Source organism: Anabaena sp. UHCC 0253, assembly GCF_009712085.1.
Classification (GTDB): domain Bacteria; phylum Cyanobacteriota; class Cyanobacteriia; order Cyanobacteriales; family Nostocaceae; genus Dolichospermum.
In genome coordinates this window covers 57,262-82,183 of sequence record NZ_VILD01000012.1, presented here as the reverse complement: position 1 = coordinate 82,183, position 24,922 = coordinate 57,262, and the positions used below count along the sequence as shown (strand labels likewise).

Annotated in this window: 40 protein-coding genes and 1 pseudogene; 22 read left to right on the top strand and 19 right to left on the bottom strand. The window is 37.0% G+C overall.

From position 1 onward, the window contains the following. Positions 1-190 precede the first annotated feature (190 nt). From nifX to FJR38_RS25015, 10 genes are all read left to right on the top strand, one after another. On the top strand, positions 191-610 hold the full coding sequence (gene nifX, locus FJR38_RS25060) for a nitrogen fixation protein NifX (protein ID WP_168497532.1): 420 nt from the start codon (positions 191-193) through the stop codon (positions 608-610). Next, positions 607-1,083 (top strand): NifX-associated nitrogen fixation protein, encoded by a 477-nt coding sequence (locus FJR38_RS25055; protein ID WP_168497530.1) that lies wholly within the window; start codon positions 607-609, stop codon positions 1,081-1,083. The genes nifX and FJR38_RS25055 overlap by 4 nt, the downstream gene beginning before the upstream one ends. A 58-nt stretch (positions 1,084-1,141) precedes the next feature. Then, positions 1,142-1,342, top strand: a complete 201-nt coding sequence (locus FJR38_RS25050) for a CCE_0567 family metalloprotein (RefSeq protein WP_168497528.1) — start codon at positions 1,142-1,144, stop codon at positions 1,340-1,342. Continuing rightward, a complete protein-coding gene (gene nifW / locus FJR38_RS25045) occupies positions 1,339-1,656 on the top strand; it encodes a nitrogenase-stabilizing/protective protein NifW (protein WP_168540098.1) in 318 nt (105 codons plus the stop codon). Before FJR38_RS25050 ends, nifW begins: the two co-directional genes overlap by 4 nt. A 10-nt stretch (positions 1,657-1,666) precedes the next feature. Beyond that, positions 1,667-2,449: a HesA/MoeB/ThiF family protein gene (locus FJR38_RS25040; RefSeq protein ID WP_168497524.1), complete on the top strand. Its 783-nt coding sequence runs from the start codon at positions 1,667-1,669 to the stop codon at positions 2,447-2,449. Positions 2,450-2,512: 63 nt separating this feature from the next. Continuing rightward, positions 2,513-2,890 carry an iron-sulfur cluster assembly accessory protein gene (locus FJR38_RS25035; RefSeq protein ID WP_168497522.1) on the top strand — a complete coding sequence of 126 codons (378 nt, stop codon included), beginning with the start codon at positions 2,513-2,515 and terminating at the stop codon, positions 2,888-2,890. Between the two features lie 113 nt (positions 2,891-3,003). Beyond that, complete coding sequence (locus FJR38_RS25030) at positions 3,004-3,303, top strand: 2Fe-2S iron-sulfur cluster-binding protein (protein ID WP_168497520.1); 300 nt, start codon at positions 3,004-3,006, stop codon at positions 3,301-3,303. Between the two features lie 110 nt (positions 3,304-3,413). After that, complete coding sequence (locus FJR38_RS25025; RefSeq protein WP_168497518.1) at positions 3,414-3,665, top strand: FeoA family protein; 252 nt, start codon at positions 3,414-3,416, stop codon at positions 3,663-3,665. Between the two features lie 99 nt (positions 3,666-3,764). Next, positions 3,765-4,013 (top strand): DUF433 domain-containing protein, encoded by a 249-nt coding sequence (locus tag FJR38_RS25020; protein WP_168497516.1) that lies wholly within the window; start codon positions 3,765-3,767, stop codon positions 4,011-4,013. Beyond that, positions 4,014-4,367: a DUF5615 family PIN-like protein gene (locus tag FJR38_RS25015; protein WP_168497514.1), complete on the top strand. Its 354-nt coding sequence runs from the start codon at positions 4,014-4,016 to the stop codon at positions 4,365-4,367. 69 nt (positions 4,368-4,436) lie between these two features. Here the strand turns inward: FJR38_RS25015 and FJR38_RS25010 are convergent, their stop codons facing one another. From FJR38_RS25010 to FJR38_RS24985, 6 genes are all read right to left on the bottom strand, one after another. Continuing rightward, positions 4,437-4,772, bottom strand: a complete 336-nt coding sequence (locus tag FJR38_RS25010; protein WP_168497512.1) for a DUF5615 family PIN-like protein — start codon at positions 4,770-4,772, stop codon at positions 4,437-4,439. Next, positions 4,756-5,079 (bottom strand): DUF433 domain-containing protein, encoded by a 324-nt coding sequence (locus FJR38_RS25005; protein ID WP_168497510.1) that lies wholly within the window; start codon positions 5,077-5,079, stop codon positions 4,756-4,758. The genes FJR38_RS25010 and FJR38_RS25005 overlap by 17 nt, the downstream gene beginning before the upstream one ends. A 143-nt stretch (positions 5,080-5,222) precedes the next feature. After that, on the bottom strand, positions 5,223-5,630 hold the full coding sequence (locus FJR38_RS25000; protein WP_168497508.1) for a hypothetical protein: 408 nt from the start codon (positions 5,628-5,630) through the stop codon (positions 5,223-5,225). Beyond that, positions 5,627-5,929 carry a hypothetical protein gene (locus tag FJR38_RS24995; RefSeq protein ID WP_168540096.1) on the bottom strand — a complete coding sequence of 101 codons (303 nt, stop codon included), beginning with the start codon at positions 5,927-5,929 and terminating at the stop codon, positions 5,627-5,629. Before FJR38_RS24995 ends, FJR38_RS25000 begins: the two co-directional genes overlap by 4 nt. 182 nt (positions 5,930-6,111) lie before the next feature. After that, positions 6,112-6,936 carry a CFI-box-CTERM domain-containing protein gene (locus FJR38_RS24990; protein WP_168540094.1) on the bottom strand — a complete coding sequence of 275 codons (825 nt, stop codon included), beginning with the start codon at positions 6,934-6,936 and terminating at the stop codon, positions 6,112-6,114. 115 nt (positions 6,937-7,051) lie between these two features. After that, complete coding sequence (locus tag FJR38_RS24985) at positions 7,052-7,294, bottom strand: hypothetical protein (protein WP_168540092.1); 243 nt, start codon at positions 7,292-7,294, stop codon at positions 7,052-7,054. 170 nt (positions 7,295-7,464) lie between these two features. On the opposite strand from FJR38_RS24985, the gene FJR38_RS24980 reads away from it, so the two are divergent. After that, positions 7,465-7,977: a hypothetical protein gene (locus FJR38_RS24980; protein ID WP_168540090.1), complete on the top strand. Its 513-nt coding sequence runs from the start codon at positions 7,465-7,467 to the stop codon at positions 7,975-7,977. Positions 7,978-8,005: 28 nt separating this feature from the next. Here the strand turns inward: FJR38_RS24980 and FJR38_RS24975 are convergent, their stop codons facing one another. After that, positions 8,006-8,434, bottom strand: coding sequence for a type II toxin-antitoxin system VapC family toxin (locus tag FJR38_RS24975; protein ID WP_168497500.1), 429 nt, complete (start codon positions 8,432-8,434; stop codon positions 8,006-8,008). Further along, a complete protein-coding gene (locus tag FJR38_RS24970) occupies positions 8,431-8,691 on the bottom strand; it encodes a hypothetical protein (RefSeq protein ID WP_168497497.1) in 261 nt (86 codons plus the stop codon). Before FJR38_RS24970 ends, FJR38_RS24975 begins: the two co-directional genes overlap by 4 nt. A gap of 533 nt (positions 8,692-9,224) precedes the next feature. Here FJR38_RS24970 and FJR38_RS24965 point away from each other — a divergent pair. The 3 genes from FJR38_RS24965 to FJR38_RS24955 are packed head-to-tail and all read left to right on the top strand — an operon-like array spanning position 9,225 to position 11,355. Next, entirely contained in the window at positions 9,225-9,689 is a 465-nt protein-coding gene (locus FJR38_RS24965; protein WP_168540088.1) for an ankyrin repeat domain-containing protein, read from the top strand. Further along, positions 9,676-10,962, top strand: a complete 1,287-nt coding sequence (locus FJR38_RS24960; protein WP_168540086.1) for a SagB/ThcOx family dehydrogenase — start codon at positions 9,676-9,678, stop codon at positions 10,960-10,962. The genes FJR38_RS24965 and FJR38_RS24960 overlap by 14 nt, the downstream gene beginning before the upstream one ends. An 18-nt stretch (positions 10,963-10,980) precedes the next feature. Further along, complete coding sequence (locus FJR38_RS24955) at positions 10,981-11,355, top strand: hypothetical protein (RefSeq protein ID WP_168540084.1); 375 nt, start codon at positions 10,981-10,983, stop codon at positions 11,353-11,355. A gap of 26 nt (positions 11,356-11,381) precedes the next feature. On the opposite strand, the gene FJR38_RS24950 is transcribed toward FJR38_RS24955, so the two are convergent. Further along, entirely contained in the window at positions 11,382-11,855 is a 474-nt protein-coding gene (locus FJR38_RS24950) for a hydrogenase maturation protease (protein WP_168540082.1), read from the bottom strand. Between the two features lie 202 nt (positions 11,856-12,057). On the opposite strand from FJR38_RS24950, the gene FJR38_RS24945 reads away from it, so the two are divergent. Continuing rightward, positions 12,058-12,426, top strand: coding sequence for an SET domain-containing protein (locus tag FJR38_RS24945; protein WP_168497487.1), 369 nt, complete (start codon positions 12,058-12,060; stop codon positions 12,424-12,426). Between the two features lie 103 nt (positions 12,427-12,529). Here FJR38_RS24945 and FJR38_RS24940 read toward each other — a convergent pair whose 3' ends face one another. From FJR38_RS24940 to FJR38_RS24925, 4 genes are all read right to left on the bottom strand, one after another. Next, complete coding sequence (locus FJR38_RS24940) at positions 12,530-12,754, bottom strand: hypothetical protein (RefSeq protein ID WP_168497485.1); 225 nt, start codon at positions 12,752-12,754, stop codon at positions 12,530-12,532. 8 nt (positions 12,755-12,762) lie between these two features. Then, complete coding sequence (locus FJR38_RS24935; protein ID WP_168540080.1) at positions 12,763-13,026, bottom strand: hypothetical protein; 264 nt, start codon at positions 13,024-13,026, stop codon at positions 12,763-12,765. A 21-nt stretch (positions 13,027-13,047) separates the two neighbouring features. Beyond that, positions 13,048-14,028: a hypothetical protein gene (locus FJR38_RS24930; RefSeq protein ID WP_168540078.1), complete on the bottom strand. Its 981-nt coding sequence runs from the start codon at positions 14,026-14,028 to the stop codon at positions 13,048-13,050. 296 nt (positions 14,029-14,324) lie between these two features. Continuing rightward, the gene (locus FJR38_RS24925) at positions 14,325-14,924 is read right to left on the bottom strand and encodes a molybdenum cofactor guanylyltransferase (protein ID WP_168540076.1); all 600 of its coding nucleotides are present in this window, start codon (positions 14,922-14,924) and stop codon (positions 14,325-14,327) included. A gap of 52 nt (positions 14,925-14,976) precedes the next feature. Here FJR38_RS24925 and FJR38_RS24920 point away from each other — a divergent pair, with 52 nt between their 5' ends. From FJR38_RS24920 to FJR38_RS24905, 4 genes and pseudogenes are all read left to right on the top strand, one after another. After that, complete coding sequence (locus tag FJR38_RS24920; protein WP_168540074.1) at positions 14,977-15,438, top strand: nitrate reductase associated protein; 462 nt, start codon at positions 14,977-14,979, stop codon at positions 15,436-15,438. Between the two features lie 51 nt (positions 15,439-15,489). Continuing rightward, positions 15,490-15,693, top strand: coding sequence for an RNA-binding S4 domain-containing protein (locus FJR38_RS24915; RefSeq protein ID WP_168540072.1), 204 nt, complete (start codon positions 15,490-15,492; stop codon positions 15,691-15,693). A 235-nt stretch (positions 15,694-15,928) separates the two neighbouring features. Next, positions 15,929-16,891: a hydrogenase small subunit gene (locus FJR38_RS24910; RefSeq protein WP_168497473.1), complete on the top strand. Its 963-nt coding sequence runs from the start codon at positions 15,929-15,931 to the stop codon at positions 16,889-16,891. A 106-nt stretch (positions 16,892-16,997) separates the two neighbouring features. Next, a pseudogene (locus FJR38_RS24905) lies at positions 16,998-17,507 on the top strand (nickel-dependent hydrogenase large subunit); the annotation flags it as partial. 498 nt (positions 17,508-18,005) lie between these two features. Here the strand turns inward: FJR38_RS24905 and FJR38_RS24900 are convergent. Next, positions 18,006-18,608, bottom strand: a complete 603-nt coding sequence (locus FJR38_RS24900; RefSeq protein ID WP_217360057.1) for a hypothetical protein — start codon at positions 18,606-18,608, stop codon at positions 18,006-18,008. A gap of 346 nt (positions 18,609-18,954) precedes the next feature. Between FJR38_RS24900 and FJR38_RS29435 the strand changes: the two genes are divergently transcribed. Both FJR38_RS29435 and FJR38_RS24890 read left to right on the top strand, forming a co-directional pair. Further along, positions 18,955-19,143 (top strand): phage integrase N-terminal SAM-like domain-containing protein, encoded by a 189-nt coding sequence (locus FJR38_RS29435; protein ID WP_168540068.1) that lies wholly within the window; start codon positions 18,955-18,957, stop codon positions 19,141-19,143. Positions 19,144-19,217: 74 nt separating this feature from the next. Further along, positions 19,218-20,774 carry an AAA-like domain-containing protein gene (locus FJR38_RS24890; protein ID WP_168540066.1) on the top strand — a complete coding sequence of 519 codons (1,557 nt, stop codon included), beginning with the start codon at positions 19,218-19,220 and terminating at the stop codon, positions 20,772-20,774. 141 nt (positions 20,775-20,915) lie between these two features. Here the strand turns inward: FJR38_RS24890 and FJR38_RS24885 are convergent, their stop codons facing one another. Beyond that, positions 20,916-21,773 carry a hypothetical protein gene (locus tag FJR38_RS24885; protein WP_168497465.1) on the bottom strand — a complete coding sequence of 286 codons (858 nt, stop codon included), beginning with the start codon at positions 21,771-21,773 and terminating at the stop codon, positions 20,916-20,918. 329 nt (positions 21,774-22,102) lie between these two features. Beyond that, entirely contained in the window at positions 22,103-22,885 is a 783-nt protein-coding gene (locus FJR38_RS24880; protein ID WP_168497541.1) for a class I SAM-dependent methyltransferase, read from the bottom strand. A gap of 187 nt (positions 22,886-23,072) precedes the next feature. On the opposite strand from FJR38_RS24880, the gene FJR38_RS24875 reads away from it, so the two are divergent. Then, positions 23,073-23,510, top strand: a complete 438-nt coding sequence (locus FJR38_RS24875; RefSeq protein ID WP_168497463.1) for a GNAT family N-acetyltransferase — start codon at positions 23,073-23,075, stop codon at positions 23,508-23,510. Positions 23,511-23,736: 226 nt separating this feature from the next. On the opposite strand, the gene FJR38_RS24870 is transcribed toward FJR38_RS24875, so the two are convergent. The 3 genes from FJR38_RS24870 to FJR38_RS28825 form a co-directional block, all read right to left on the bottom strand. After that, positions 23,737-24,063 carry a DUF5615 family PIN-like protein gene (locus FJR38_RS24870; RefSeq protein ID WP_168540061.1) on the bottom strand — a complete coding sequence of 109 codons (327 nt, stop codon included), beginning with the start codon at positions 24,061-24,063 and terminating at the stop codon, positions 23,737-23,739. Continuing rightward, a complete protein-coding gene (locus FJR38_RS24865; protein ID WP_168497461.1) occupies positions 24,047-24,271 on the bottom strand; it encodes a DUF433 domain-containing protein in 225 nt (74 codons plus the stop codon). The genes FJR38_RS24870 and FJR38_RS24865 overlap by 17 nt, the downstream gene beginning before the upstream one ends. 152 nt (positions 24,272-24,423) lie before the next feature. Next, a complete protein-coding gene (locus FJR38_RS28825; RefSeq protein ID WP_254449556.1) occupies positions 24,424-24,591 on the bottom strand; it encodes a hypothetical protein in 168 nt (55 codons plus the stop codon). Positions 24,592-24,922: the final 331 nt, after the last annotated feature.

The following is a 24,922-nucleotide window of genomic DNA, read 5'->3' as shown; positions in this document are numbered from 1 at the left end:
AGGTGACAGGTGACAGTCAAGAAGTAGATAAAAGTTGATTTTTGGTTTTTTAATTTTTCCTTCGCTCTTCCCTTCTTTTATCCTGTCATCTTCTTAACTCTTCCCTGTCACCTGTTACCTGTAACCTGTAACCTTCTTAACTCTTCCCTGTCACCTGTTACCTGTAACCTGTAACCTTCTTTGAGGACAAATGAAAGTGAAAATTGCTTTTACTACAACTGACAGAATTCATGTTAATGCTCATTTTGGTTGGGCTAAGGAAATTGATGTTTATGAAATTTCCGACAACGGATATGAATTCATCGAAACTCTAACATTTGAAGGTGATTTGAAGGAAGATGGTAATGAAGATAAAATTACCCCTAAACTTCAAGCCTTGAATGACTGCACTATTGTTTATGTTGTCGCTATTGGTGGTAGTGCGGCCGCTCGTTTAATTAAGAAGAGTGTGACTCCAGTTAAGGCTAAATCTGAAGAGGAAAAGATTGAAGATATTCTCAACAAATTAGTCAAAACTCTCAAAGGTAATCCTCCACCTTGGTTACGGAAAGCTTTAGTACAGAAAAAACCTAGTTTTGCAGAAGAACTTGAAAACGAAGCAACTTTATGAGTACAAATGATGTAAATGGAACTGGTAACAATTCAGAGGTAGTTTTAACTCCTTTCCATAAAGCATTAGTTCAACAAATCCGGGCGCAAGATAGTTATGGTTTTTATCGGACTTGGACTGATGAATTAATCCTCAAACCCTATATTGTTACTAAACAAAAGAAACGGGAAATTTCCGTAGAAGGTGAAATTGATCCCGCCACAATTTCTCGCATAAATGCCTTTTTCCGGGCTGTAGCTGCCAGTATTGAAAAGGAAACCGGACTTATTTCTAATGTTGTTGTTGAATTAGGACATGAGGGTTTCGGCTGGGCTTTAGTATTTTCTGGCCGCTTATTATTAGCTGTAAAAACTTTACGCGATGCTCATCGTTTTGGTTTTGATTCCTTCGAGAAATTAGACGAAGAGGGCGCAAAGTTTGTGGAAAAAGGCATTGATTTAGCCAAACGTTTCCCCGATGTTGGCAATCTTTAATAATTGATAATTGACAATTGACAATTGACAATTACCAATCACCAATTACCAATCACCCATGACAATTGAGGAAATCACAACCAAGATTAGAAGGCTAAATAGTAAAGCAGGTCAAATGAAGATGGATCTGCATGATTTAGCGGAAGGGCTGCCGACAGACTACGACAAACTTATGGATGTTGCTGCTGCAACTTACGAAATCTACTGTCAGTTAGATGGACTCAAGCAACAACTCAAAAAAATGGAGAATTCTAAATGAGTACCAATATTGATGAATTCAAGAAACTGGTAGATGCAGAAGAGTTTTTTATCTTTTTTAATCTGCCTTATGACCAAAAATTTGTAAATGTAAATCGTTTACATATTTTGAAGAAGTTTTCTCAGTTTATGAGTCAAATTGATGATAGTTATGCTCAAATAAGTGACGCAGAAAGATTAGAGAAATATTGTGTGGCTTTGCAACAAGCTTATCAGGTGTTTATAGAATCAACACCCCATGAACAAAAGTTGTTCAAGGTATTTAATGATAAGCGAAAAAATGTAGTCACCCTGACAGAAATCACTTCAGATTAGGAGTTAAAAAGTGATCAACCTAACGCCTACCGAATTGGAACGCTATAGTCGCCAAATGATGCTTCCTAATTTTGGCGAATTAGCTCAAAAGCGCCTGAAATCAGCGACTGTTTTGGTGTCGGGTGTGGGTGGATTAGGCGGTACGGCGGCGCTTTACCTAGCAGTAGCAGGCGTTGGGCGGCTAATCCTAGTCCGGGGTGGAGATTTGCGGCTGGATGATATGAATCGTCAGGTTTTGATGACTGACGACTGGGTGGGGAAACCTAGAGTATTCAAAGCCCAAGAAACCCTCAAAGCCATCAATCCTGATGTGGAAGTGGAGGTGGTTCACGATTACATTACCGCAGAAAATGTGGATGAGTTGGTGCAAAAGGCAGATATGGCTTTGGATTGCGCTCACAATTTCACTGAACGCAATTTGTTAAATGAAGCCTGTGTGCGCTGGCGCAAGCCCATGGTAGAGGCGGCTATGGATGGAATGGAGGCTTATCTCACCACGATTATTCCTGGTGTTACGCCTTGTTTATCTTGTCTGTTTCCAGAAAAGCCTGATTGGGATCGGCGCGGTTTTTCTGTGCTGGGGGCTGTTTCTGGGACTTTGGCTTGTTTGACGGCGTTGGAAGCTGTGAAGCTGATTACTGGTTTTAGTCAACCGCTGTTGTCAGAGTTGCTGACGATTGACTTGAACAGAATGGAATTTGCTAAACGTCGTTCTCACCGCGATCGCAATTGTCCAGTCTGCGGTAATACTGCCCCTTGGAGATATTCCCAATCTCAAACTGCGTCGGTGTAAAGTACCACTTTTTTGAACATCCACATCCCAAATCAGAATATTCGCTACAGAATAGGAAACAAAATGACTGTTACTTTAACAGAAAAGGCTGAATTTCGTCTGTGGGCATTTTTAAAAGGTTCTGCAACTGAAGAAACTAATAACGCTACAAAAGGTGTCCGCATCTCCGTAAAAGATGGTGGTTGCAGTGGCTATGAGTATGGAATCGAAATTACAAGTAAGCCCCAACCTGATGATGTCGTATCTCAACAAGGAAATGTGTTGATTTACGTTGATGCTAAAAGTGCGCCGTTATTAGCAGGTGTGGTAGTTGATTTTGTTGAGGGAGTCATGGATAGCGGCTTTAAGTTTTCCAATCCCAATGCAACTGATACCTGCGGTTGTGGCAAGTCTTTTAAAACAGATGATGGTACTCCCACTGGTGTACCTTGCAGCCAATAATTTCCATATTTCTTGAGCAAAATTCAAAAGTTAGATCCTTCATTTTGAATTTTGCCAGAGAAACTTAACTAACTCAAAAACTCACTTCATTCACGTTTGAGGAGAATTATCAAATGGCAGCCTATCAAGTAAGATTGATCAGCAAAAAAGAAGGCTTCGACACTACAGTTGAAATTGACGAAGACACTACAATTCTAGAAGGAGCAGAAGAAGCTGGTATTGAATTACCTTTCTCCTGTCACTCTGGTGCTTGCTCTAGCTGTGTAGGTAAGGTTGTTGAAGGTGAAATCAATCAAGACGATCAATCCTTCTTAGATGATGAGCAAATGGAAAAAGGATTTGCTCTATTGTGTGTTACCTATCCTCGTTCTAACTGTACAATCAAAACCCACCAAGAACCTTATCTTGCTTAATACAATATCTGTAGGTGTTTAGCATTACTAAACTCTTTCAGTTTCACAATGATGGAGGATGTTTATCATCTTTCATCATTTCAGTTTTTACCTTTTATTTTCATACCACAATGTTTACTCCTTTTAGTGTCATGGGTTGTTCTTTGGAATTGCTGAAATCAGGAGAATTGGGAATAGTTACTGCTTGTCAAAGTCAGGATGAGACTATTAGAAAAAAAATTATCTCAATGGGAATTAAAACAGGAAATACAATTACTGTAGAACAACAATTTCCTACTTTTGTAATTAAATGTGGTAGTTTATCTATGACTATAGATCGGGAAATAGCCAGGGCTATTTATGTGCGGGTGATTGATGGGTGAAAAGATAATTAGTTAGATATTTTGAGTTTCTTAACTTCAGTAAGCAATTTTGCTATTATAATAAATATAACTACTATACTCTTTACCACTTGAGAATATATGATAGAACGAGAAATACTGAATCGTATTGCTACAAATCCCAAAGTAATGGCTGGAAAACCGACAATTAAGGGTACACGCTTAACTGTCGAGTATATTCTTAATCTCCTGGCACACGGCGCAACAGTGGCAGAAATTCTGGAAGAATATGAAGGTTTAGTAGAAGCAGATATTCGAGCTTGTTTATTATTTGCATCTCGCTCTCTAGAAAGTACCAGTTTCATGCCTTTGATTGCGGAGATTGCCTAGATGCGATTTTTAGTAGATGAAAATACAGGTGTGACTGTCGCTCGCTGGTTACGTGAACAAGGTTATGAAGTTTTCTCAGTTTATGAACAAGCACGGGGAATAGATGATGACACAATTATTCAAAAGGCTTTTGATGAAAATTGGATTTTGATTACTAGCGACAAAGATTTTGGCGAAAAAGTTTATCGGGATCAATATCCTCATCGGGGTGTGATTCTTCTGCGTTTGGAAAATGAACGTTCTGCAAATAAAATCTATATTTTACAACAGGTATTAGAGCAGCATAAGGAACAGTTAGCAGATAGTTTTGTGGTAGTTACTGAAACTCAGATTAGATTTGCTAGGATAAAGTAAAAAATCTAAACTGTGGGGTGGGTGAGATTATGGTAACATCTCAATAAGCACAAAAAAGGTGCTTCTTAATTACAAAAATTCAAGTTGATTTTTCATATCTTCTGGTTCAAGTGTTTCCCAAATCAGAATTAAAGTATTTAAAATTTCACCAATTGAACGGCGTTTTTGATCACAATACGTAATTCCTGCATGAATTATCCCACTACGATGAAGAATGACAAAATCATCATCATGAGTAATCAAGATCCGGTTTTCAGATAAAGCAAAAGCAATTTTTTCTCTGTCTGATACACCAATTAATTCGGCTTCTGAAGTTGTAGTAACATTGACTCCTCGACGACGTAAACCTAACGCGATCGCATTACTAACACTTTCATCTAAATGAAATTTAATTCTCTCTATCATTCCGTTTTTTGAGTTTTTGTTGCAAAATCGAAGGAGTTTGTGCTTGTATATCTTGGATTAAAGCCTCTGATTCTGATATTTGTTGCCTAATTTCCTCACGATGATCATGATAGTATGCTAAAGCAGCATAGACATCAGATAAGGTAATACTAGGATAATGGTAGAGAATTTCATCAGGAGACATTCCCATTTGTTCATGCCAAATCACAATATCCTGAACTCGAATCCGATGTCCAGCAATGCGAGGTTTTCCTCCACAAATACCAGGAGTGATTTCAATATGTTCTTTGATTACGTTGACGGACATACTATTATCAAGAGAATTATCCACCCTAATTATATCACTATTTTGTCAGGTAGGTTGGCGCAGAAAGTATAAAGTATTAATGTCTGACCCTAATTGTATTATGTAACATAGATTAATCGCCTGGATGTGATTTAGGAAATTATTTAATTTTTGACTTGTTGGAAAGTTTTATAATTTCTACAAACAACTTCTAAACAAATATCTCCTTCTAAATGAAAATAAATTAGCGATTGTAAATTAGTGTTAATTATTCCAGTTTGATTGACAAATGGATAGGATTTAGATAAATATTCCTGAATATTATTTTCAATTTTTTTGAGTTCAACTTCTCCTACCCAAAAACAGATATTTTCATCATCTACATTTAGAGGTTGAGAAAAAACCAGGTGAATAATTTGGTAAAACTCAATAGCTACATCATCAGCTTCAGGACCGAAGGTAAAGTCAAGACGTAATCCCAGGTTTTGAGGATTTAAAGAAATACCAACTAAATCAGCACTTTTTAAATCTTCGAGAAAAGTAGTGAGGGTTGATGTAATTGTTGTTGTCATAAATTTACAATCTCTCCAGTATTATGAGTATTAGCTCCAGAAACAAATTCTATCTGCTCTCCATATTGATTGTAGCGACGACGATAAGATTTGCCATCAACTGCTTTAATTCTAGGACCAGTGCGGACAATTTCCCCATTTGGTCGAATATGAATTTGGCTACCGTCTGGATGCTGAAATGTTTCATAACCCCCTTGAGTTTGCGTTTTAAATTCAAATCCTTGGTTACTGAGAATTATTAAGACTTCTGATCGTGGTTTTCCTGTTAAGTTAGGTAGTTGTTGAGCGGCTATATTCATTTATAAGAGCTTGTCTATTATTCCCATTTTACTCTCTATTTTTTAGGGTGAGTTAGCGACAGCGTAACCTACCATCACTAGTTAATGGTGGGTTACGGTGCATAATCATTATTCTATTTTACTTCTTTATTACCTTGTTCGCCTAACCCACCCCACCATTACTCAATTTATGCTCTAATCAATCAATTATCATGCTTTCGCATCCACTCTGCTAAATGCTCTAACCGTCTTCTTATAAATCCTTTCATTAACGAGTTTTTATTGAGATAAAATGCAATTGTGGGACTAGTTTTGTAGTACAATCTGACAAAGCCCTGTCCTAAAAAGTTAGAAAGCAATTTGCGATCTCTAAAACTTCTAAATGTATCTAAATCAGGATGAAATGGCGTTGAGTAAGCAGCAGTTGCAATAAAACAACCGTCACTAGAACTACTTCCTTTTGGTCTAACAGGACAAATTTCAAGACTGCATATCTCATCTAGATTTTTACGTAATTCCTTGAAATTTTCATCACCACCATCAATTTCTGCAAGACCTTCTTTGGTAGATGCAAGTTTAGATATTCCCTCAGTGAATGCTTCTACACTTTCACCCAATTTGGGATCTTTGAAATACCTGTCTATTTCTTCTCCATAGTTTTGGTAGACTTTTAGAATTTTTACATCAAAATAATTCTCTAGTTTACCTAAAGCTGTATATGTATCTTTCAAATACCACAATAAAAAAAGAACCTTACGATGGTCTAATATACCTCCCAAATAACATCTCAACATTTTGATAAGAATACGAGTCAAAGATGTTAAACTAGATATCTGGGTGTGTACGCTAGGATTATCCTTCTCTGAACGATTTGCAAAACTTAATAAGAAAGATAAGTCGGATATTGCACCGATATATTCCTTGAGAGCTTGTTGAGGGTTATTTTGTTCTAAATAAAAGTCTCCTCTATCTATGTGACGTTGATAATCTTCCGTGTACCGTTTAATAATTTTTTCCGTACCATTCATTTTTGCCTCTCCATTTTTATGATAAAGTTATTCGTATCTATTTATCAGTAGGGTACGTTAGAAAATTAAATTAGTAAGAAGATGATTAATATCAAAATCTGACGCACCACATGGACTAACCCACGACTACAGCAGGTACTAATTTATAACCCTTTTGACGACATAGATAAATTCTGTGTCTACCATTGATAATCCTATAGGGCTTACCAAAGGTTTTATCTATACGCATTGGTTCACTACTTTTATAAAGTGCGTCATCAAGAGAACCAGCTAATAGAGGTTGAAGTTTTGAATCTTTTAATTCATGTCTTTCGACACTCTCAATATCAGCCAGCACTACAGGTGTCAAATCAGCCATAATTTCCTTTACTGATATAGTCTTGTTTTTTACCCACCCTACACCATGCACCCAAACCTGAAAAGCGGAAAAAAGCGGATTGCAAAAAAAAATTACAAACAGACGGAAAAAAGCTGATAAATACGGATAAAGTCTGCTATCATTACTTATGTCGCGTTACATTTTTAACTATGCAGGTTCACGAACTACTACAACTTGTGGATGAGGCTGTCTATCTCAACACAGGCAAACGTCTCAATGACTTGCAACGTGGCGTTATTGAGGGGACACTAAAGCATAAAAAGTATGCTGATATTGCCGAAAATTGTGGTTGTAGCGCGGGTCATGCAAAGGATATAGGTTACGAACTTTTGCAAATGTTATCTGATATTTTTGATGAACCAGTTGATAAAAGTAATCTTAAATCTGTTCTAGAACGACAAGGAAATGTGAATATTTCTCTGGGTAATAATAGTAAAATTAATAGTAATTTAATTGGCTGTGTAAATTTTAGTTCTAAACAACCTAAAACTAAACCTGATAAAAGTCATCCTGGCAATACTAAGTTACAGCAAAAAAATAAGAATAAAACTAAGATAGAAAAAATTGATAAATTACGACATTTTGGTTTAAGTGATGAGCAAATTGCAGAGGTGTTAGAGTTACCTTTAGAGTTAATTAAACAAGTAGACATAGAGAAGTGATTTCAAATGTCATTGTTTACCTTGTATTTCAAGAAAATAATGAATCAGGGATAATAACAGAAATAGGCTGATTCTTATGTTTTCGATAGATCAAAAAGTCGCTATCAAGAGTTAATATTTCACTAGAAGAATATAACTCAGACATTCTTACTAAACAAGCATCAGCTAAAGACATCGGTACAGACTGATAACGATTCATTAATCCTTTAATTTGAGTTAATTCATCTTTTAAATCAAAAGCAAGCTGTAAATGACCGCTTTCTAAGAGAGAAAATAAAATATTCTGACCGTTATAAGCTCTTTCTAATAAAAAACAAGACTCAGTAATTACTGCATCACAAGTCAGGAAAGGTGGAGGTAGTGTTTTTACTTTTTCTGTCACCCATTGATGATAACTATCACTTTTATCTAACAGAGCAACCAATGGACCAGTATCAATAATAATTTGATTCTTCATTGAGGTAAGGACTGATGTAAATATTGTTTGTTGGTTGAGAGATCACCTAATCCACTATCCACAGCCCCAATAAAGTCTTTAGCTACATCATAAAAAGAAAGATTATTTCCGACTTCAGCATGATGTTTGTCAGATACAAATTGAGCAAATAACAAAATTTCTTGTTGTTTTTCAAGAGGTAAGTTATTTAATACCTCTACGATAAAGTTAGTTAAATTCAAGTTTTCAGATGACTTGTTTTGTAATGAGTTTACCATGACTTTTTCCTCAATATTAGCTATAGGTTATTAAGTCAGATTCATAATTTGATTTCCCATTATAACCTAAATAATAGGCTATATAGCTCTATTTTACAAAAATTCATATTTATTTAATGGGAATTCCCATATTAAATCGCTATAAACATTAACAATAAATCGTAATATCCAATATCTAAAACATGAAATATAATTTATATTTTTTATTCGAGTTAACCATTTTTAAAATCCCTTTTATGTTCACAAAGCCGGGATATTTATAAATCATTCATAATTCAAACTGATGAGAGTGATAATATATAAATAAGCTAAATTGTTGGTAGTGAACTAAATCCCAACAAACAGCGATCACAAAATTAACAAAAATCTTCTTATTTAATCCCGTAATATTTTTATATTTCTTTTGTAATGAGTGTGTTCATTTTGGCATTACTTAATCAATGTCAAGCAAAATCTGTAATTGTTCATTAGCTACTACGCTCTTTTTTCAATTCACGTACTGTATTTAATTGTCCTCACAACCATCAATTATTATGAGTCTAGCAAATCAGTCCAATTTCAGTGCAGCAACTCACCAATGGCTATTAGAACAAGGCTACAACGCTGAAGATTTAAACCAGCGGGGTGACAATGGTGATACTGCTTTAATGAAAGCTACCAGAGAAGGACTATCTGCCATTGTGAAAGAATTAATAGCTGCGGGTGCGGATATCAACGCCACAAATAATGATCACAATAATGCCTTGTGGTTTGCTTGTTTTGGTAATCATTATGATTTGATCAATTTGCTGTTAAATAACAACATTGATATTAATAATCAAAATGATAATGGAGCAACTGTCCTGATGTATGGTGCATCGGCTGGAAAGACAGAAGTAGTAAGATTGCTATTACAATACAATCCTAACATGAATTTACAAAATTTGGATGACTATAAAGCAATTGATTTTGCCAGCAATAGAGAAGTTTTAAGGTTACTAAAAAATGCCTCACAGTAAGATTTCGGGAAAAGCCTATCACGATTTCAGCAAGCATTCCTACTTATCTGTACAAGTTAATCCTAATTATGTAGATGCCGCTACACAACCAACTTCTTTTAAAGTTTATCCCCGCTTTTATCGGCGGCTGCAATTAAATCGCAATAACCCTATTCATGCTTTTCTGTGGTTAACCAGTGCAATTACTTTAGAAAAAATATATAAAGATAGTCCCTATAAATTGCGCGTAAATCCGTCTGCGGGGGCTTTATATCCTACGGAAGTTTATGTACAGATGCGTGGTGTAGAGGGAATAATAGATGGTATCTACCATATAGAAGTTGAGAATAATTGTCTGACCTTAATTTATGAATTAATTGATGATGGATTGGAGAATTATGTTATACCCAATAAATGTATCAATGGATTCATCTTTTTAGTTAGTTGTGTTTATCATAGGTCTAGCTGGAAATATCAAGACAGGAGTTTTAGATATTGTTTGTTGGATAGCGGACACCATTTAGGGGCGATCGCTGCTTCAGCATATCTTCATGAAAACAACATACAACTACGCTTTGATTTTGATAAACTTACTCTCAATGCAGATTTGGGATTTGAGAATAAGGAGTTTATTACTAGTTGTGTGATATCAGGAGAAGTACAAGAAAAACCAGTCAGACGCTTAAGGCTACCTATTCCTTTTGTCTGTGGTACTGACTATTTTCAAGTTAATCAATGTGTTGAAGATGCCTATCAAACAACGTCTTTACAGCCTAGTCACCAGCAAAAGCTAGAACATCCTGAATTTAATTTTGACCGAGAACGGTTTTTGGAGAACGTTTGGAATAGGCGTTCTATTAGGCGTTTTCAAAAGCAGTCTATTTCTGAAAATATCTATTGGCAAATTTTGCAAGCAGTTCGACAACCAATCCCAACAGAGAATTTTGAAGAAATAGAAATTTACTCAGTGGTGCATGATATCGAGGGAATTTCACCAGGGTTATATAAAAATACACATCTCATTAAAGCAGGTAACTTTAGAGAAAAAACAGGTTATTTGTGCATTAATCAAGCTATAGCTAGAGATTGTGCTGTAACTTTGTTTTTTGTGTCCGATTATTTGAGTTATCAAACCGCTATGCAATTAGCCGGATTTGTCGGACAGAGAGTGTATTTATTTAGCAATTATTGGGGAATAGATTGTAGTGCAATTGGTGCTTTCTATGATGATGAAACCCAAGCATTTCTAGAAACCAATAAGGACGTATTGTATGCAATGGCAATTGGTAAATAAATAGGAAAATAACGAGAAATGGCGAGAACAGAACATCAATTCAATGCTGATGATAAGCACCCTTTACAGCCAACATCAGCAGATATTATTCTTAGGCAACAATTGGAGCATTCAATTAGTAAATACTTTTACGAAGGATGCGATCGCATTATTCATAGTTTGTTGTCTCATTGTCGTTGGTATACGACAACTCAAGCTAGTATTTTGACTCTAGTAATTGAATGCCCTGACCAAGTTACCAACTGGCAAATTTTGCAACAAATTGTCCCTATGGCTAATGTTCTTTATGGCATTGTGAGCAGTGCCAAAATCCGGGTTTGTCCTCCCGATAGTCAAACTGTTCCCTTTGAAATGAGAGTAGATGAGTTGCCAGTTTATCGTGATTGGATCTGATGCAATTGGGGATTTGAGATTGTTGATTAAGCCATCACATTCTGTTGGATAATTATGATTAGTTCGGCAAAAACTAAATCAGCAGAACGTTGAACAACAGGACTTAATTCCAGTCCAAAATCCAGATTTGCAGCTTCAATTAAATAGACTGTCACCAATGCAGGAAAATCATCTAAAAAGATTTTTCTCCCAGCAGCTAAAGCATGATCCCAACGAAAATCATGTAAGTTGTAACTAGGTTCGGGCAGTGCTTCTAATTCGTTCCCTGGGACTTTAAATATAGCACCTGCCTCTGAACCTGTGCAACTAGCATCAAGAATAATTAATTTTTCACTTCCTCTCGCTTGAAACATCACTTCCATACCCGCAGTTCCACAATCAAAAACGCAGATGTTGGGGTGAGGATTTTGGGCGAGATATTGCTGTAAACGTTGGGCTATGATTACGCCAACAGCATCGTCATTTCGATTGAGATTGCCACAACCAATGATAGTTAGCATGGGATATTTATAATAACACGAATATTATCAACTTGGCACAAAAACTTAAAATTTACGGAAATTTTGACTACATCTTTAATCGTTGACTTTATAGTAGCTATAGCAGCCGTAAGTCAGTGACAAAAATTTATCTTTATTTTCTCTGCGTTTATCTGTAGTGGTTAGTCAAAAATCATTCTCACCCATCAGATAGAATTGCTATATGCTAGTATTTCGTGATACAGAAACTAAAGGTAGAGGTATATTTGCACAGCAAGATTTTGCTAAAGGAGATTTAATTGAAAGAGCCGCTGTGATTGTTATTCCCAAACAGCAAGTTAAGTTAATTACTAAAACGGTGTTATTGAATTATTATTTTGGTTGGCATGGAGAAAGCGGAGCAATAGGTTTAGGTTTTGCTTCTCTTTTTAATCATTCTTATCATCCCAATGCGGTTTATATTAAGAATTTTGCTAAAAATGTAATTGATATTATTGCTCATCAATATATTCGGGAAGGACAGGAAATTACAATTAATTATAATGGGCAGGTTGATGATATTTCTCCTGTGTGGTTTGATGTGGAGGAATAAGGCTCACGCTAAGGCGCTAAGGCGCAAAGAAAGAAATGAGTAGGTTATTGAGTTAGCATTAATATTTATCCCTATAGATTAATTTATAGGGATTGTTGTAAACTCATTTCATTCTAAAATCTTGCAATAGAAAAGGCATGATTGTACCTGTGGTTAGACTAGCTACAGTAATAGGAATGCAGATAGGAATTGATGCTTGTGCTAGTAATACTAATATAACCGTGCCAATACCACTAGCAATTGTGATTTGACGAAAAAAATATAAGGGATTACGAAATAGTTTACCCTTAAAAAATAACTTAATAGAAAATAAGCTTAACTGTAACATATATACTCCTAGTAATTGGCTAATAAATTCAGGATAAATAACCCTAAAATTAGAGCAGGAATTATTCCTACTGGTGCAAATAAACTCCCCATTGTTGCTGCGAATTGATATCCTATATCCTTACCTGCAAGAACCATTCCCCCAATCGCACCACCAATCATTGATAAAATCACAGCAATGATTAACCAAGTAAATCCGGTAGTGAGATTTAATTCTGTATTTAAACTATGCAGAAACTCGATTAATTTTGGATCATGAAGCAAATCAAACATAGTTATTCTCCTAATTTGGGTTTAATTCAATGCCAATGCTTCGATTTCTGCGGCTAAATCTTGTAGGGCTTTTGCTACTATTTCTGCTCGTTCTAATTGCTTATGTTCTGTAAATATTCGCCAAGCTTCTTGATAGTATTCTTCTGCTTGTAAGAGATTTTTTTGATTTCCTAGTTCTGGTTTTTCAGGGTTGTCAGGTAAGTTGAAGAGGACGTTAGCTTTGTTAGAAATTGTATTAGCATATTCTAACGGTGTATTTTGAAGATTACGCACTTTTAACGCTTCATTGTAAGCTAAAATTGCCCGTAAATTATTGTCAACAGGATGGGAACTAACTAAATATTGTAAAGCATTTCCTAAGTTATTTTGCAACATTGCATATTCTTTAGGATGCTCAATTAAGTTAATATGTTGGAGGGCAGTTTCAAAGGACTGAACTGCTAAAGCTTGACGTAAATATTCCCGTTCTGATGCCATTGGCATAGAAAGATAAGCGATCGCTATGTTATTATATAAAATCGCATATTCTTGGGGGTAATCTTCCGAGGTAAACACCCGCAAAGCTTCATGATACGCATGAATACTATCAGTTATCCGCGCTAAATTGTAGGGAACTAAAGATTGCAAAACTAACCCCAAATTCATCTGGGTTTCTGCAACTTCCTCGGCTGTCGCAAATTGTTGTAAAATTGGCAACGCTTCCTCATAATCTGTCTTCGCTTGTTGCAACAGTTGGGAATCTGCATCAGAAATCATCTGTAATGACCCTGCCATGCCCACCTTAGCCCGTGCTTTGAGTAAAAGATAGTCCTCACCGCACATCTGATATGCACGGTAAAATAGCCCCACTGCATTGCGTAAATCTTGGGATGTTTTCGGCTTTTTTTGAAAGCCTTGTGCCATTTCTATCAGCATTTGGATTTTTTCTTCCGTTGTTGCTGACTCTGAAGATATGGCGGCGATCGCTGCTTTTACCGCTGAATCTGTAATACTAGATGTCATAATTGGCGTACTCTAACCAGTTGGGGAATTGAGTCGTCAGCGTCTATATTTCATAACTGTGACGCTAGAAACTAAGCCAATTTACGCAGATTTGAATTGTTCTCAACAGATTCCCCAATCTGAAGTTTTCTATCTCTATGGACAATGAGATAAAATCTAAGAAGCCAACATTTCAATTAACAGGTATTTCTACCAGAAATATAATTGAGTCAATTTTCATTACTATAAAGCAATCTCTGGAAAAAACCTAGAGAGAAATTACTCATCTTTATAAAAGTTTTCATTCAAATCATAAACTATACAGGACTATTAAAATTAAATAACATTTCTGGATCTGCTAAAGGTAATACTTCTACATGATAAAACTTTAACCATTCTTGAAATGAACGTCCACCTTCTTCAATATACTGGGTTAATTCTGGTAAACAACGACGGCGATAAAAACCGCATAAAGGTTGCCAGATTTGATTATCTTGTACTAAAGCTGCTATTGTATTTTCGGGAATTGTATCTAATTTAGATATCCATGCTTGTAATATTTCTAGCCGTAAATTTGGTAAATCACAAGCTAATAATAAAACCCAATTTGTTTCTACCATTGTTAACCCTTGCATAAAACCTACAAGTGGTCCATGGGTGCGCGATTCATTTCCAGTTTCCCCAGCTAAAGGAATTTCTGGAATAAATTGACTATTAGGTGTTAACAAATCTTGATAACGTTCTGGCCAAGGAGTAACTACATAAACTTTATGAGTACAAGCTTCAGCAATAGTACAAATTAATTGCAACATGGGTACACCGCCCATAGGAATTAAGGCTTTATCCCTACCCATGCGAGTGCTTTTACCACCTGCTAAAATAATAGTAGTTACATGATATTGTAAATCAGTGTTCATAATATTTATTAATTGTCAATTATCCATTTTTAAAATAAATAACACGAATTTTATGACAGAGTTTTTTGAATTTGAAGCAGATTTTGTTGATTCTTGGCGTTGTATTCCCATGCAGGTACGCTATAAACTCGATACTTGCGGTATTAAGCTAAAATTAGCAGAATGGAATCAGATGAATCAAGCATCACGTCAAAATTTAATGACATTACCGTGCGATACAGATAGCCAAATTCATGATTATAGATATTATATTCAAGAGTTGGTATTGCAACTGACAGGTAAACCTGTAGCTGAATTACCAATTGAACCTTATCCAGCATGGATGGATGTTACCACTATTCCTAGCAGTATTCACGAAAAAGCTCAGGAAATAGGTGTAACTATCACAATTGAGGCATGGAAAAGTTTAACTATTTTACAACGGTTTGCCTTGATTAAACTGAGTCGTCCTAGCCATGAAAATAAAAACTTTTTACCAGCGTTACAAGAATTTAATTTGTTGCCAAAATCTTAAATCCTGGTATATTGCTATAGATGATACTTTTTCAATAATTGGTAAAACAAGATGATTAAACTCGACCAGTTTTTAAAGTTTTCGGGAATAACCTCTACCGGAGGTCAAGCCAAATTAATGATTATTGATGGTGAAGTCAAAGTTAATGGTATAGTCGAAACACGGAGAGGACGGAAATTAGTAGACGATGATCAGGTAACAGTAGCAGGAAAAACTCTGAAAGTTGGGGAAATTCTCTCAGATGCTGTTGATTAATTAATATGTCTATAATCTTACCCTCAATTTCCTTGTCAGAATAATATCTGATATGGTTAATTATTAAGTTTTCTTTAAAGAAAGTGAATTGCCGTAAATAACACCTTAATTTAAAATAATAAATATTAATTAATCGGTTATTCTCTACAAGTAAATCCTCTTGGTCAGGGGAAATTATACCCCTACAGAAATTCTGCAATTGTGCATTGTCAACACATATAAAAATACACAGCTAATGACTAATGTACTGTGGCTACAAGGTGGCGCTTGTTCAGGTGACACCATGTCATTTCTTAATGCTGAAGAACCGACAGCTTGCGATTTAATAGCTGATTTCGGTATGAAGATACTTTGGCATCCTTCCTTGGGTATGGAACTAGGTGAAAACTTACAAAAACTGCTACATGACTGTATTTCCGGAAAAATTCCTTTAGATATTTTAGTATTTGAAGGTAGCGTAATTAATGCTCCTAATGGTACAGGAGAATGGAACAGGTTTGCCGACCGTCCCATGAAAGATTGGTTAAACGAATTAAGCAAAGTTGCGAAATTTATTGTTGCCGTGGGAGACTGTGCAACATGGGGAGGAATTCCCGCCATGTCACCCAACCCCAGCGACTCCAAAGGACTGCAATTTCTCAAACGCAAAGAAGGCGGTTTTTTAGGTAAAGATTTTGTCAGTCAAGCCGGCTTACCTGTGATTAATATTCCCGGTTGTCCCGCACACCCCGATTGGATAACGCAGATATTAGTAGCGATCGCCACAGGTCGAATTGATGATATAGTTCTCGATGAACTGCATCGTCCCCAAACCTTCTTCAACACCTACGCCGAAACCGGTTGTACCCGCAATATACACTTTGCATACAAAGCCACAACCTCCGAATTTGGACAACGCAAAGGTTGTTTATTTTACGACTTAGGTTGTCGTGGACCCATGACTCATGCCTCCTGTAACCGCATTCTTTGGAATCGCGTCTCCTCCAAAACCCGCGCCGGAATGCCCTGTATAGGTTGCACAGAACCCGAATTTCCCTTTTTCGACCTCAAACCCGGAACAGTATTTAAAACCCAAACCGTCATGGGCGTTCCCAAAGAAATACCACCAGGAACTAACCACAAAGATTACGCAGTCCTCACCGTTGTTGCAAAAGACGCAGCCCCAAAATGGACAGACGAAGACTTTTTCACCGTTTAGTAGGGGCGAAGCATTCAGAAAATAACCTTTGGAAAAAACGATAATTTATCGCCTGAATGCTTCGCCCTTACATTCGTCATTACCAATTACCAATTACTCAAAAAATATGCCAATTCAAACCTTAGATATTTCACCCGTTGGTAGAGTCGAGGGTGATTTAGATGTCCGTGTCGAAATTGAAAATGGATATGTCACAAACGCCTGGACTCATGCCGAACTTTTTCGCGGATTTGAAATAATTTTACGCGGAAAAGACCCCCAAGCCGGCTTAATTGTCACTCCCAGAATTTGCGGAATTTGTGGTGGTTCTCACCTCAGTTCCGCCTCTTGGGCGTTGGATACAGCTTGGGGAACAGAAGTTCCTAGAAATGCCATTTTAGCAAGAAACTTAGGTCAAATCGTCGAAACAATTCAAAGTATTCCTCGCTACTTTTACGGACTATTTGCGATTGATTTAACTAATAAAAATTATCGCCGTAGTCACTTTTATGATGAAGCTTGCCGACGCTTTGCAGCTTTTACAGGTAAATCCTATGAAATCGGGATTACAATTTCTGGAAAACCTGTAGAAATCTACGCCTTATTAGGTGGACAATGGCCGCACAGCAGTTATATGGAAATAAATTAGGGAATTGCTTATATAGTAAAGATTTCTTAGAATAGGTGTAATTATTCCCTAGTTTTTCCTTAAATTAGACGATAAATCCATTTATTTTTCCATGCTAACAGTTATTTGGTTTTCTCAAACGTTACCTAATTTTTCCCTAATCTTAGATTAACAATGCCTTTGCAACTCCACAATTAGTTTTGGTCAGTCCGCTGCACCAGGGTGTTAGACAGAAGATAAACATCATTACTTTTTGAAAAACGCGATAATTGTGTGTTAACCACTGTGGGAAAACTGGGGTATCTCAAGCATTTTATACTTCACAAGGCCACAATTTGAGCTTCTGCCAAAAGGCAATATGTGGATGTAAAAACGCAAGTTATGGCCTTCTCAAGTATACCTAGTACAGTAGGGCGTAAGTCAACCAACCATTAAGAATTCTCAAGAAGCTTGTGTAATATGCTTTTTTAATTTTTAATTTTTAATTTTTAATTCCGCCCTGCGGTACTAGCTTCCCAACCTACAAACCCCATTCACCAGGTTTTGTATATATTGATTGGTAGGGGAATCCCAAGGTCTATCAATAAGCTGTCTGTCTATGGTCTCACCACTGGAGGAGTACGTGCGGGAGCTTGAAAATTTGAGCTTGTTCTTAGGACAATCAACCCCAAATTGAAAACTTTTAGGATTATTGGTTGTTGTATCAGTAAGCAGGTGGATCACATAACTTTTTATTGGCTTATCCGATGGGTTTGTTGTATCAAATGACATTATTGTTGCCTCATATGTAGAGTAGTTACCTTCGCCTCCAGGGACAAGTAACCATTGTCCTAATCTATATGTAGAACCCTTGAACCGCCCCCCGCTAGATTCAAAATATTTCTTAGTCATTTTCTTGATCAAGTCTGCTAAGTCTGAATTTACGTTGAACTTTTGAGAGATTGGGACACCATGAAAAATTGGACTCTGACTAATTGCCGGATTGGTGGGCATCAGCCAAATGCCGATTAAGCTACCTAAAATAACTACTCCTGATTTCCTCGCTAAACCCAGGTATGGAAACCTTTTAGCGGCAAAATCAGTCATCTTGTATAAAATATATTTTCGCATCGTATTCATTTCTCCATAAAAAATCACTGAAGACTGATAACTCTAACTACTGGAAGCACCTAGAGTAAAATCACCATTCATCCTTTGATGAGATTGATACTCAATAGTCCAACGGAGTGATCAACATAAGTTGCAAATTTATGAGATTGAACATATTCCCAATAAAACTAAATTTAGTAATTTATGTTACATAGTAAATGTTCATATCTTAACCCTGCTCACTTACGCCGCAGTGTACTAGTTATTATACAGAAATTTTCTACATAACACTTTTATACACAACTATATAGTAAACATTACAGGCGATTCTTGTCAAGTTATGCAGAATTTTTCCGTATAACCTCCTATGGAACAAAGTCCTAAAAAACTGCTAGAGCAGGTACAAGATGTTATCAGGCTTAAGCACTATTCCTACCAAACAGAAAAAACATATATTAACTGGATTAGACGCTATATCTTTTTTCACGATAAGCACCACCCAAAGGATACGGGAAGTACAGAAATTGAAGTATTTTTAACACATCTTGTTACCTAATTTTTCCCTACATTGCCTTGCCCCAACCCCAAAATCGTCTAAACTTAAAGTGTTCACCTACTACCAAAATCATAATGTCTCGCTGGTTTAATATTGCAGGTCCATGTGAAGACGATATCCACTATATGCTCTCTCCAACAATACGATTACCAGATTTGGAGGAGCTAATTCAACAGCGTAGTTATTTTGTCCTTCACGCACCGCGACAAACAGGGAAAACAACAGCAATGTTAGCCCTAGCACAGCAACTTACGGCCACAGGAAATTATGCAGCAGTCATGGTATCAGCAGAAGTAGGAAGTGCTTTTAATCATGACCCAGGTGCAGCAGAATTAGCGATTTTGGGAGCTTGGCAAAATACAATTGAAGATAACTTACCTCCAGAATTACAACCACCTGTTAAACAATGGCAACAGGAAGAAGCAGGAAATAGAATTAAGTCTTTTTTAAGAAGTTGGTCTAAAGCTATTGATCGTCCTTTAATATTATTTATAGATGAAATTGATTCTTTACAAGACCAAACTTTAATTTCAGTTTTACGACAATTACGAGATGGTTTTCCCAATCGCCCAGAAAATTTTCCCTCATCGGTAGGATTAATTGGTTTACGAGATGTGCGAGATTATAAAGTAGCATCGGGTGGTAGTGATAGATTAAATACATCCAGTCCTTTTAATATTAAAGTCAGTTCTATTACTCTGAGAAATTTTAATGCCGAAGAAGTTGTAGAACTATATCAACAACATACAGAAGAAACCGGACAAATTTTCACACCAGAAGCCACAGAAACAGCTTTTGATTTAACCCAAGGACAACCTTGGTTAGTTAATGCTTTAGCTAAAGAAATTGTAGAAAAAATGGTGAAGGATAGAAGTATTACTATTACAAAAGAACATATTTTAAAAGCAAAGGAAATATTAATTGCTCGTCAAGATACTCATCTGGATAGTTTAGCTGAACGCTTACGAGAACCAAGAATAAAAGCAATTATTGAGCCGATGTTAGCAGGTTTGGAATTGGGAGATATACCCAATGATGATATTCAATTTGTGATTGATTTGGGATTATGTAAAATGCACCCCTACGGAGGATTAACTATTGCTAATCCCATTTATCGGGAAGTTTTACCCAGAGTATTAACCGTGACACCAATGGCTTCTTTACCAATGATTGCACCAACTTGGTTAACTCCAGAAGGTGAATTAAATATAGATGCGTTACTTGCAGCATTTCTCAAATTTTGGCGACAACATGGAGAACCATTATTAGGTAGCACTGGCTACCATGAAATTGCACCCCACATAGTATTAATGGCTTTCTTACATCGTGTTATTAATGGTGGTGGAATTTTGGAACGGGAATATGCAATTGGTAGTGACAGAATGGATTTATGTCTGCGTTACAAAGATGTCACGTTAGGTATTGAGTTAAAGGTGTGGAGGGAGAAAAAGCGCGATCCCCAAATTGAGGGTATTGAGCAGTTAGAATCCTATTTAGGGCGTTTGGGGTTGGATTTTGGTTGGTTATTTGTGTTTGATAGGCGTAAAAATGCCCTACCAATGGAAGAGCGTTTGTCAACTCAGGTTGTGGTTACGGAAAATCAACGTCGGATTACTGTGATTCGGGCGTAAGTATTTTGAATGATTAGACATTTTGGGTGTTGCTGATAGCCTGCGTGGCGAAGCCATATTGAGGTATGAAATTCTCAAATTGAACCTTTAAAACTCTTACCTTTGCGTCTTTGCGCCTTTGCGTGAGACTAAAATTCTGAGTTATGGTTTTTTCAAACGCTCCGGCACTATGTCAATTTCCGTTACCGAATAAGGTTTACCATTTAAACACTTACGGAATTCATCCTTTACCTTTAGCCCACTATGCCACATGGTCTTAGCAACAGACTTACCATCTATTTTTACATCAAAGTTCTGGACATCTTCTATCCCCGCTAAAGCTGCATCAATTGTCGGTACAGCAAAAGCAATCACCCCAAATGGCATATCTGGCATTGTGTAATTGAATGCCTTGACAGTAGCAGGGGGGTCATTGTTTTGAATCAAAGTAACCGTGATTGTTTGTATCGTTTTAGGTTTAGGAATACTTTCGGTTGCAAATGTCAGGAGAGCAAACTTCTCGTTGCCAGTTGGCCCCAACAAATTGATCATGACTGGAGCGTTTTTAGCTTCTGGATCCATTGATGCCTTGAAAAAGGATGCAACACAAGAGCCACCTGATTTTACCCCCTCTAACCTTGAAGTAGGAAAAAGCTTCCAACTACCCGATAGATATTTCAGATACTTTGGATCTTGCAATAATTGAGCTTGTTGTTGCAAATTGCTCATGGCAGAAGCGGCTTGAAACTGTAGAGCCGCAAACTGAGGGTCGTAATAACGAGAACGAGAATTATCACTCCCTCGATCCTCTTGCTCTTCTTGATAATTCGGGTCTCTGTCACAAAGGAGAACAGATGCGACACCATGCCCACCTTGGGTTCTCCCAACCACTATCTCTCCCAGACCTGCGCCACCGCAAGCATATTCAGCTTTTACTTTCGGCGCAAGGAAAGTCATGATTATGACAAGAGAAAAACTAACTGGCAAACCTTTGCAGAATAAGTCTTTAGATAAATTCATCTTGGAAATTTCAACAGGTATTACTCCCAACTCAAAACTAAAATATCATATTTGTCTGCTCCAATGTTTTGTTATGCTGCGATGCGATCGCAATTAATCGCATTTAAGGAAAGTGAAGGCAAGTGGTTAAGTATAATTTTTTCTTTCTATTGAAATATAAATCCGGTTTTTTCTCAATATAAATACTTAAATGGGAATATGAAGGTTTAAATAGTTACGGGTTAGTTTGAGTATAGAGGATTGACTTATTTGGATATTGAGCGTCGCACTTCTCAAAGATGTTTAACAGCTACTCTAACACCTCTAGACTGCGATCGCTTGCTGAAAGTTCACAATCCCGCTGCATTGGGTTTGTTATGGCGATCTAACTTTTTTGCAACATATACACCATAGCTGTAGTGAGTTTTATATTTCTCATACAGTTCAATTTCTCGATTTTCTGCTTCAACTATTGCCCGTGCTTCTTCACTGTTGCTGTTCCGGTTAAGGAAACTCTTAAAGCGATTCTGCATAGGCCGATAATAATTATCTAACCAACAATGCTCCGGTAAAACAAAATAGCCAATCGGAGAATAGCCATTCTTCTCCAGTACGCCAATCTTTGAAGAGGCCACATCTATTCCGGGATACTCGCCTTCCCAATGTTTCTGGAGTTCTGACGGGCGGGATGCTGTAATCCAAGTAATCTCTGAAACAACCAATATGCCCCCAACTTTCAAATAACGATTCCAGTCTGTTACCCCTTTTTCAAAACCAATATTGTAAATTGCACCTTCAGACCAGATGACATCAAACTCCCCATCACCAAAGGGTAGGTTATCCATCGAACATGAAAGGGGCGATATTTTTCCAGAAAGTCCTGCTCTATCAGCTTTACTCTCCAGCACTTCCAGAAAATCCGAAAGAAAGTCTACTGCCGTAATTTGAGCATTCAACTGTTGAGCAAGACAGAGCGTGGAAGCTCCCGTTCCGCAACCTATATCTGCAATTTTTAGCGGCGCAACCCTATCTACCATAGACATATCTATGGCCATTTTTGTCTCTGCATCACCGCCTGGACCCTGCCGATCACCACCTTTGTGGAGGTCTATCAAGAGTTGGTAATCTTCCATATTGTCTCTCCTTACCTGTTTATGTCCATAACTATTTACTATAAGGTGGGTTGTCACACATTTTGCTACCTATCTATTACAAAATGGTTACGACATCCGCACCGTTTAGGAATTACTCAGAAACATAGATATAATGATGAATCGTCATAACTAAAAATCGTCAAAAGTTTTACAAGGAAATAGACTCGTGAAGATACGACAATATGAAAATTCTGACTTAGATGCTGTTCTCTCCTCTTGGGAAATAGCAACTCGATTAGCACATCCGTTTATGACCAACGAATTTATAGCTCAAGAGCGAATAAACGTAGCTGAAATATACATACCTAATACAAATACATGGGTCGTAGATATAGATGGTAATGTTGAGGGCTTTATTGCACTAATGGGCAACGAGGTGGGAGCTATATTTCTACAGCCAGATTACCACGGCAAGGGTGTGGGAAAAGCCCTAATGGATAAAGCACAAGAATTACACGGCGACCTAGAGGTTGAGGTATTTAAGGAAAACTCAATTGGTCGTAAATTTTACTCTCGATACGGTTTTGAGTATCTAGAAGAGAAATTGCATGAGCCTACTGGGCAGCAAGTATTACGCCTGAAATTTACTGCTCGCAATAGTTAAGGAAAGTACAAGAAAATGGCAATTGAGCGAACTGCTTGCAGCTGCGATCGCGCGATCGCATTTAATAATAGTTAAGGAAGCACAAGAAAATGGATTTTGAGCGATAGCATTAACCCAATATTAGCGATAGCTTCGCTCGCCGTAGGCATCGCACTTCATAGTAGTTAAAGGAAGCACAAAAAAGGAAGTTAAGCGAACTGACAAGTCAGCGATTGCGCTATCGCTATCACGAACCACCAACTTCAACTACTGCTCCCGGAACAATTGTATTTAAAACTTTACGAGCATCTGGCAACAAAGGAAGTAAATCAGCAAGTTTATTACTCTGCGCTACAAGAACAACAACTGCAACTCCCGCTTGCTGTAAGTTTTGCTGATAGCGTAAATTTTGATCTGTAGTGAGCAGAATCGTGAAACCCTTTTGACTCATGAGTTGTAGCAATTCACCATTCTTTTTTCCTGACCATCCCATCTCCACAACTGTTTTGATGTCATATTCCGCAAGTTGACGCTTTAAGGGACGTGGAGCGCATTCATCAAGCAGGATTCGCATAAGCTGTGAGCATTTCCTTGGCTAATTCAAGAGCCGCGATCGCTTGTTTATGTGTGACACTAGGGAAGTGATCTAGAAATACGTCTAATGAATCCCCAGCTTCAAGGTAATCAAGCAAGGTTTTTATTGGTACACGAGTTCCCACAAAAACGGGTGTTCCCCCTAGAATATCAGGGTCACTATGAATAATAGGTGATGTTAATGGCATAACAAATTCAGTTAAATAACTGTGAGTTCTAAATTATAATTATATCTGTATTTTCAAGTTCAATCATGATCAAGGAAGTACAAGAAAATAGAAATTTAGCGAACTGCTTGCAGCAGCGATATCGCTTCGCTTGCCCTAATCATCGCACTACGTCATAAAAATTCATGAAAGAGGTTATCGAACGGTTCTGTATTTTTCCAGCGATAGGTGTTGAAGTCTCGATAATCAACCGATAAAATTTGCCCATGACCTAATTCTTCTGCCAGGATAACAAGAGAGGAATCGGCTAAATCCATCGGTAAGTCTTTATATTTTTCCATCAGTTCTTCAATACGCTGGCAATGATGTTGTTTGAGATCAAAGATTTGTAGCTTTCCTGTAGAAATTTTATGAATAAAGATTTTTGGAGCATCTACTCCTACTCTTTTTTGTAATAGATAGCAGGTTTCCGTGACGACGCACCAGGTTGTAATAAATTGCTGATTAGCTCAATCTTGAAATCGTTTTTTGGCGGATATATGAACTGCATCTTTTTTATTAGCAAGAGCTAACCAAAAGCCTGTATCAACTATGATCATATTTTTGGTTAAGTTCACGGTCTAAGTAGTTTTTTATAGTTTTTTTGAGAGGTCTGTTTTCAGCTTCTATGCA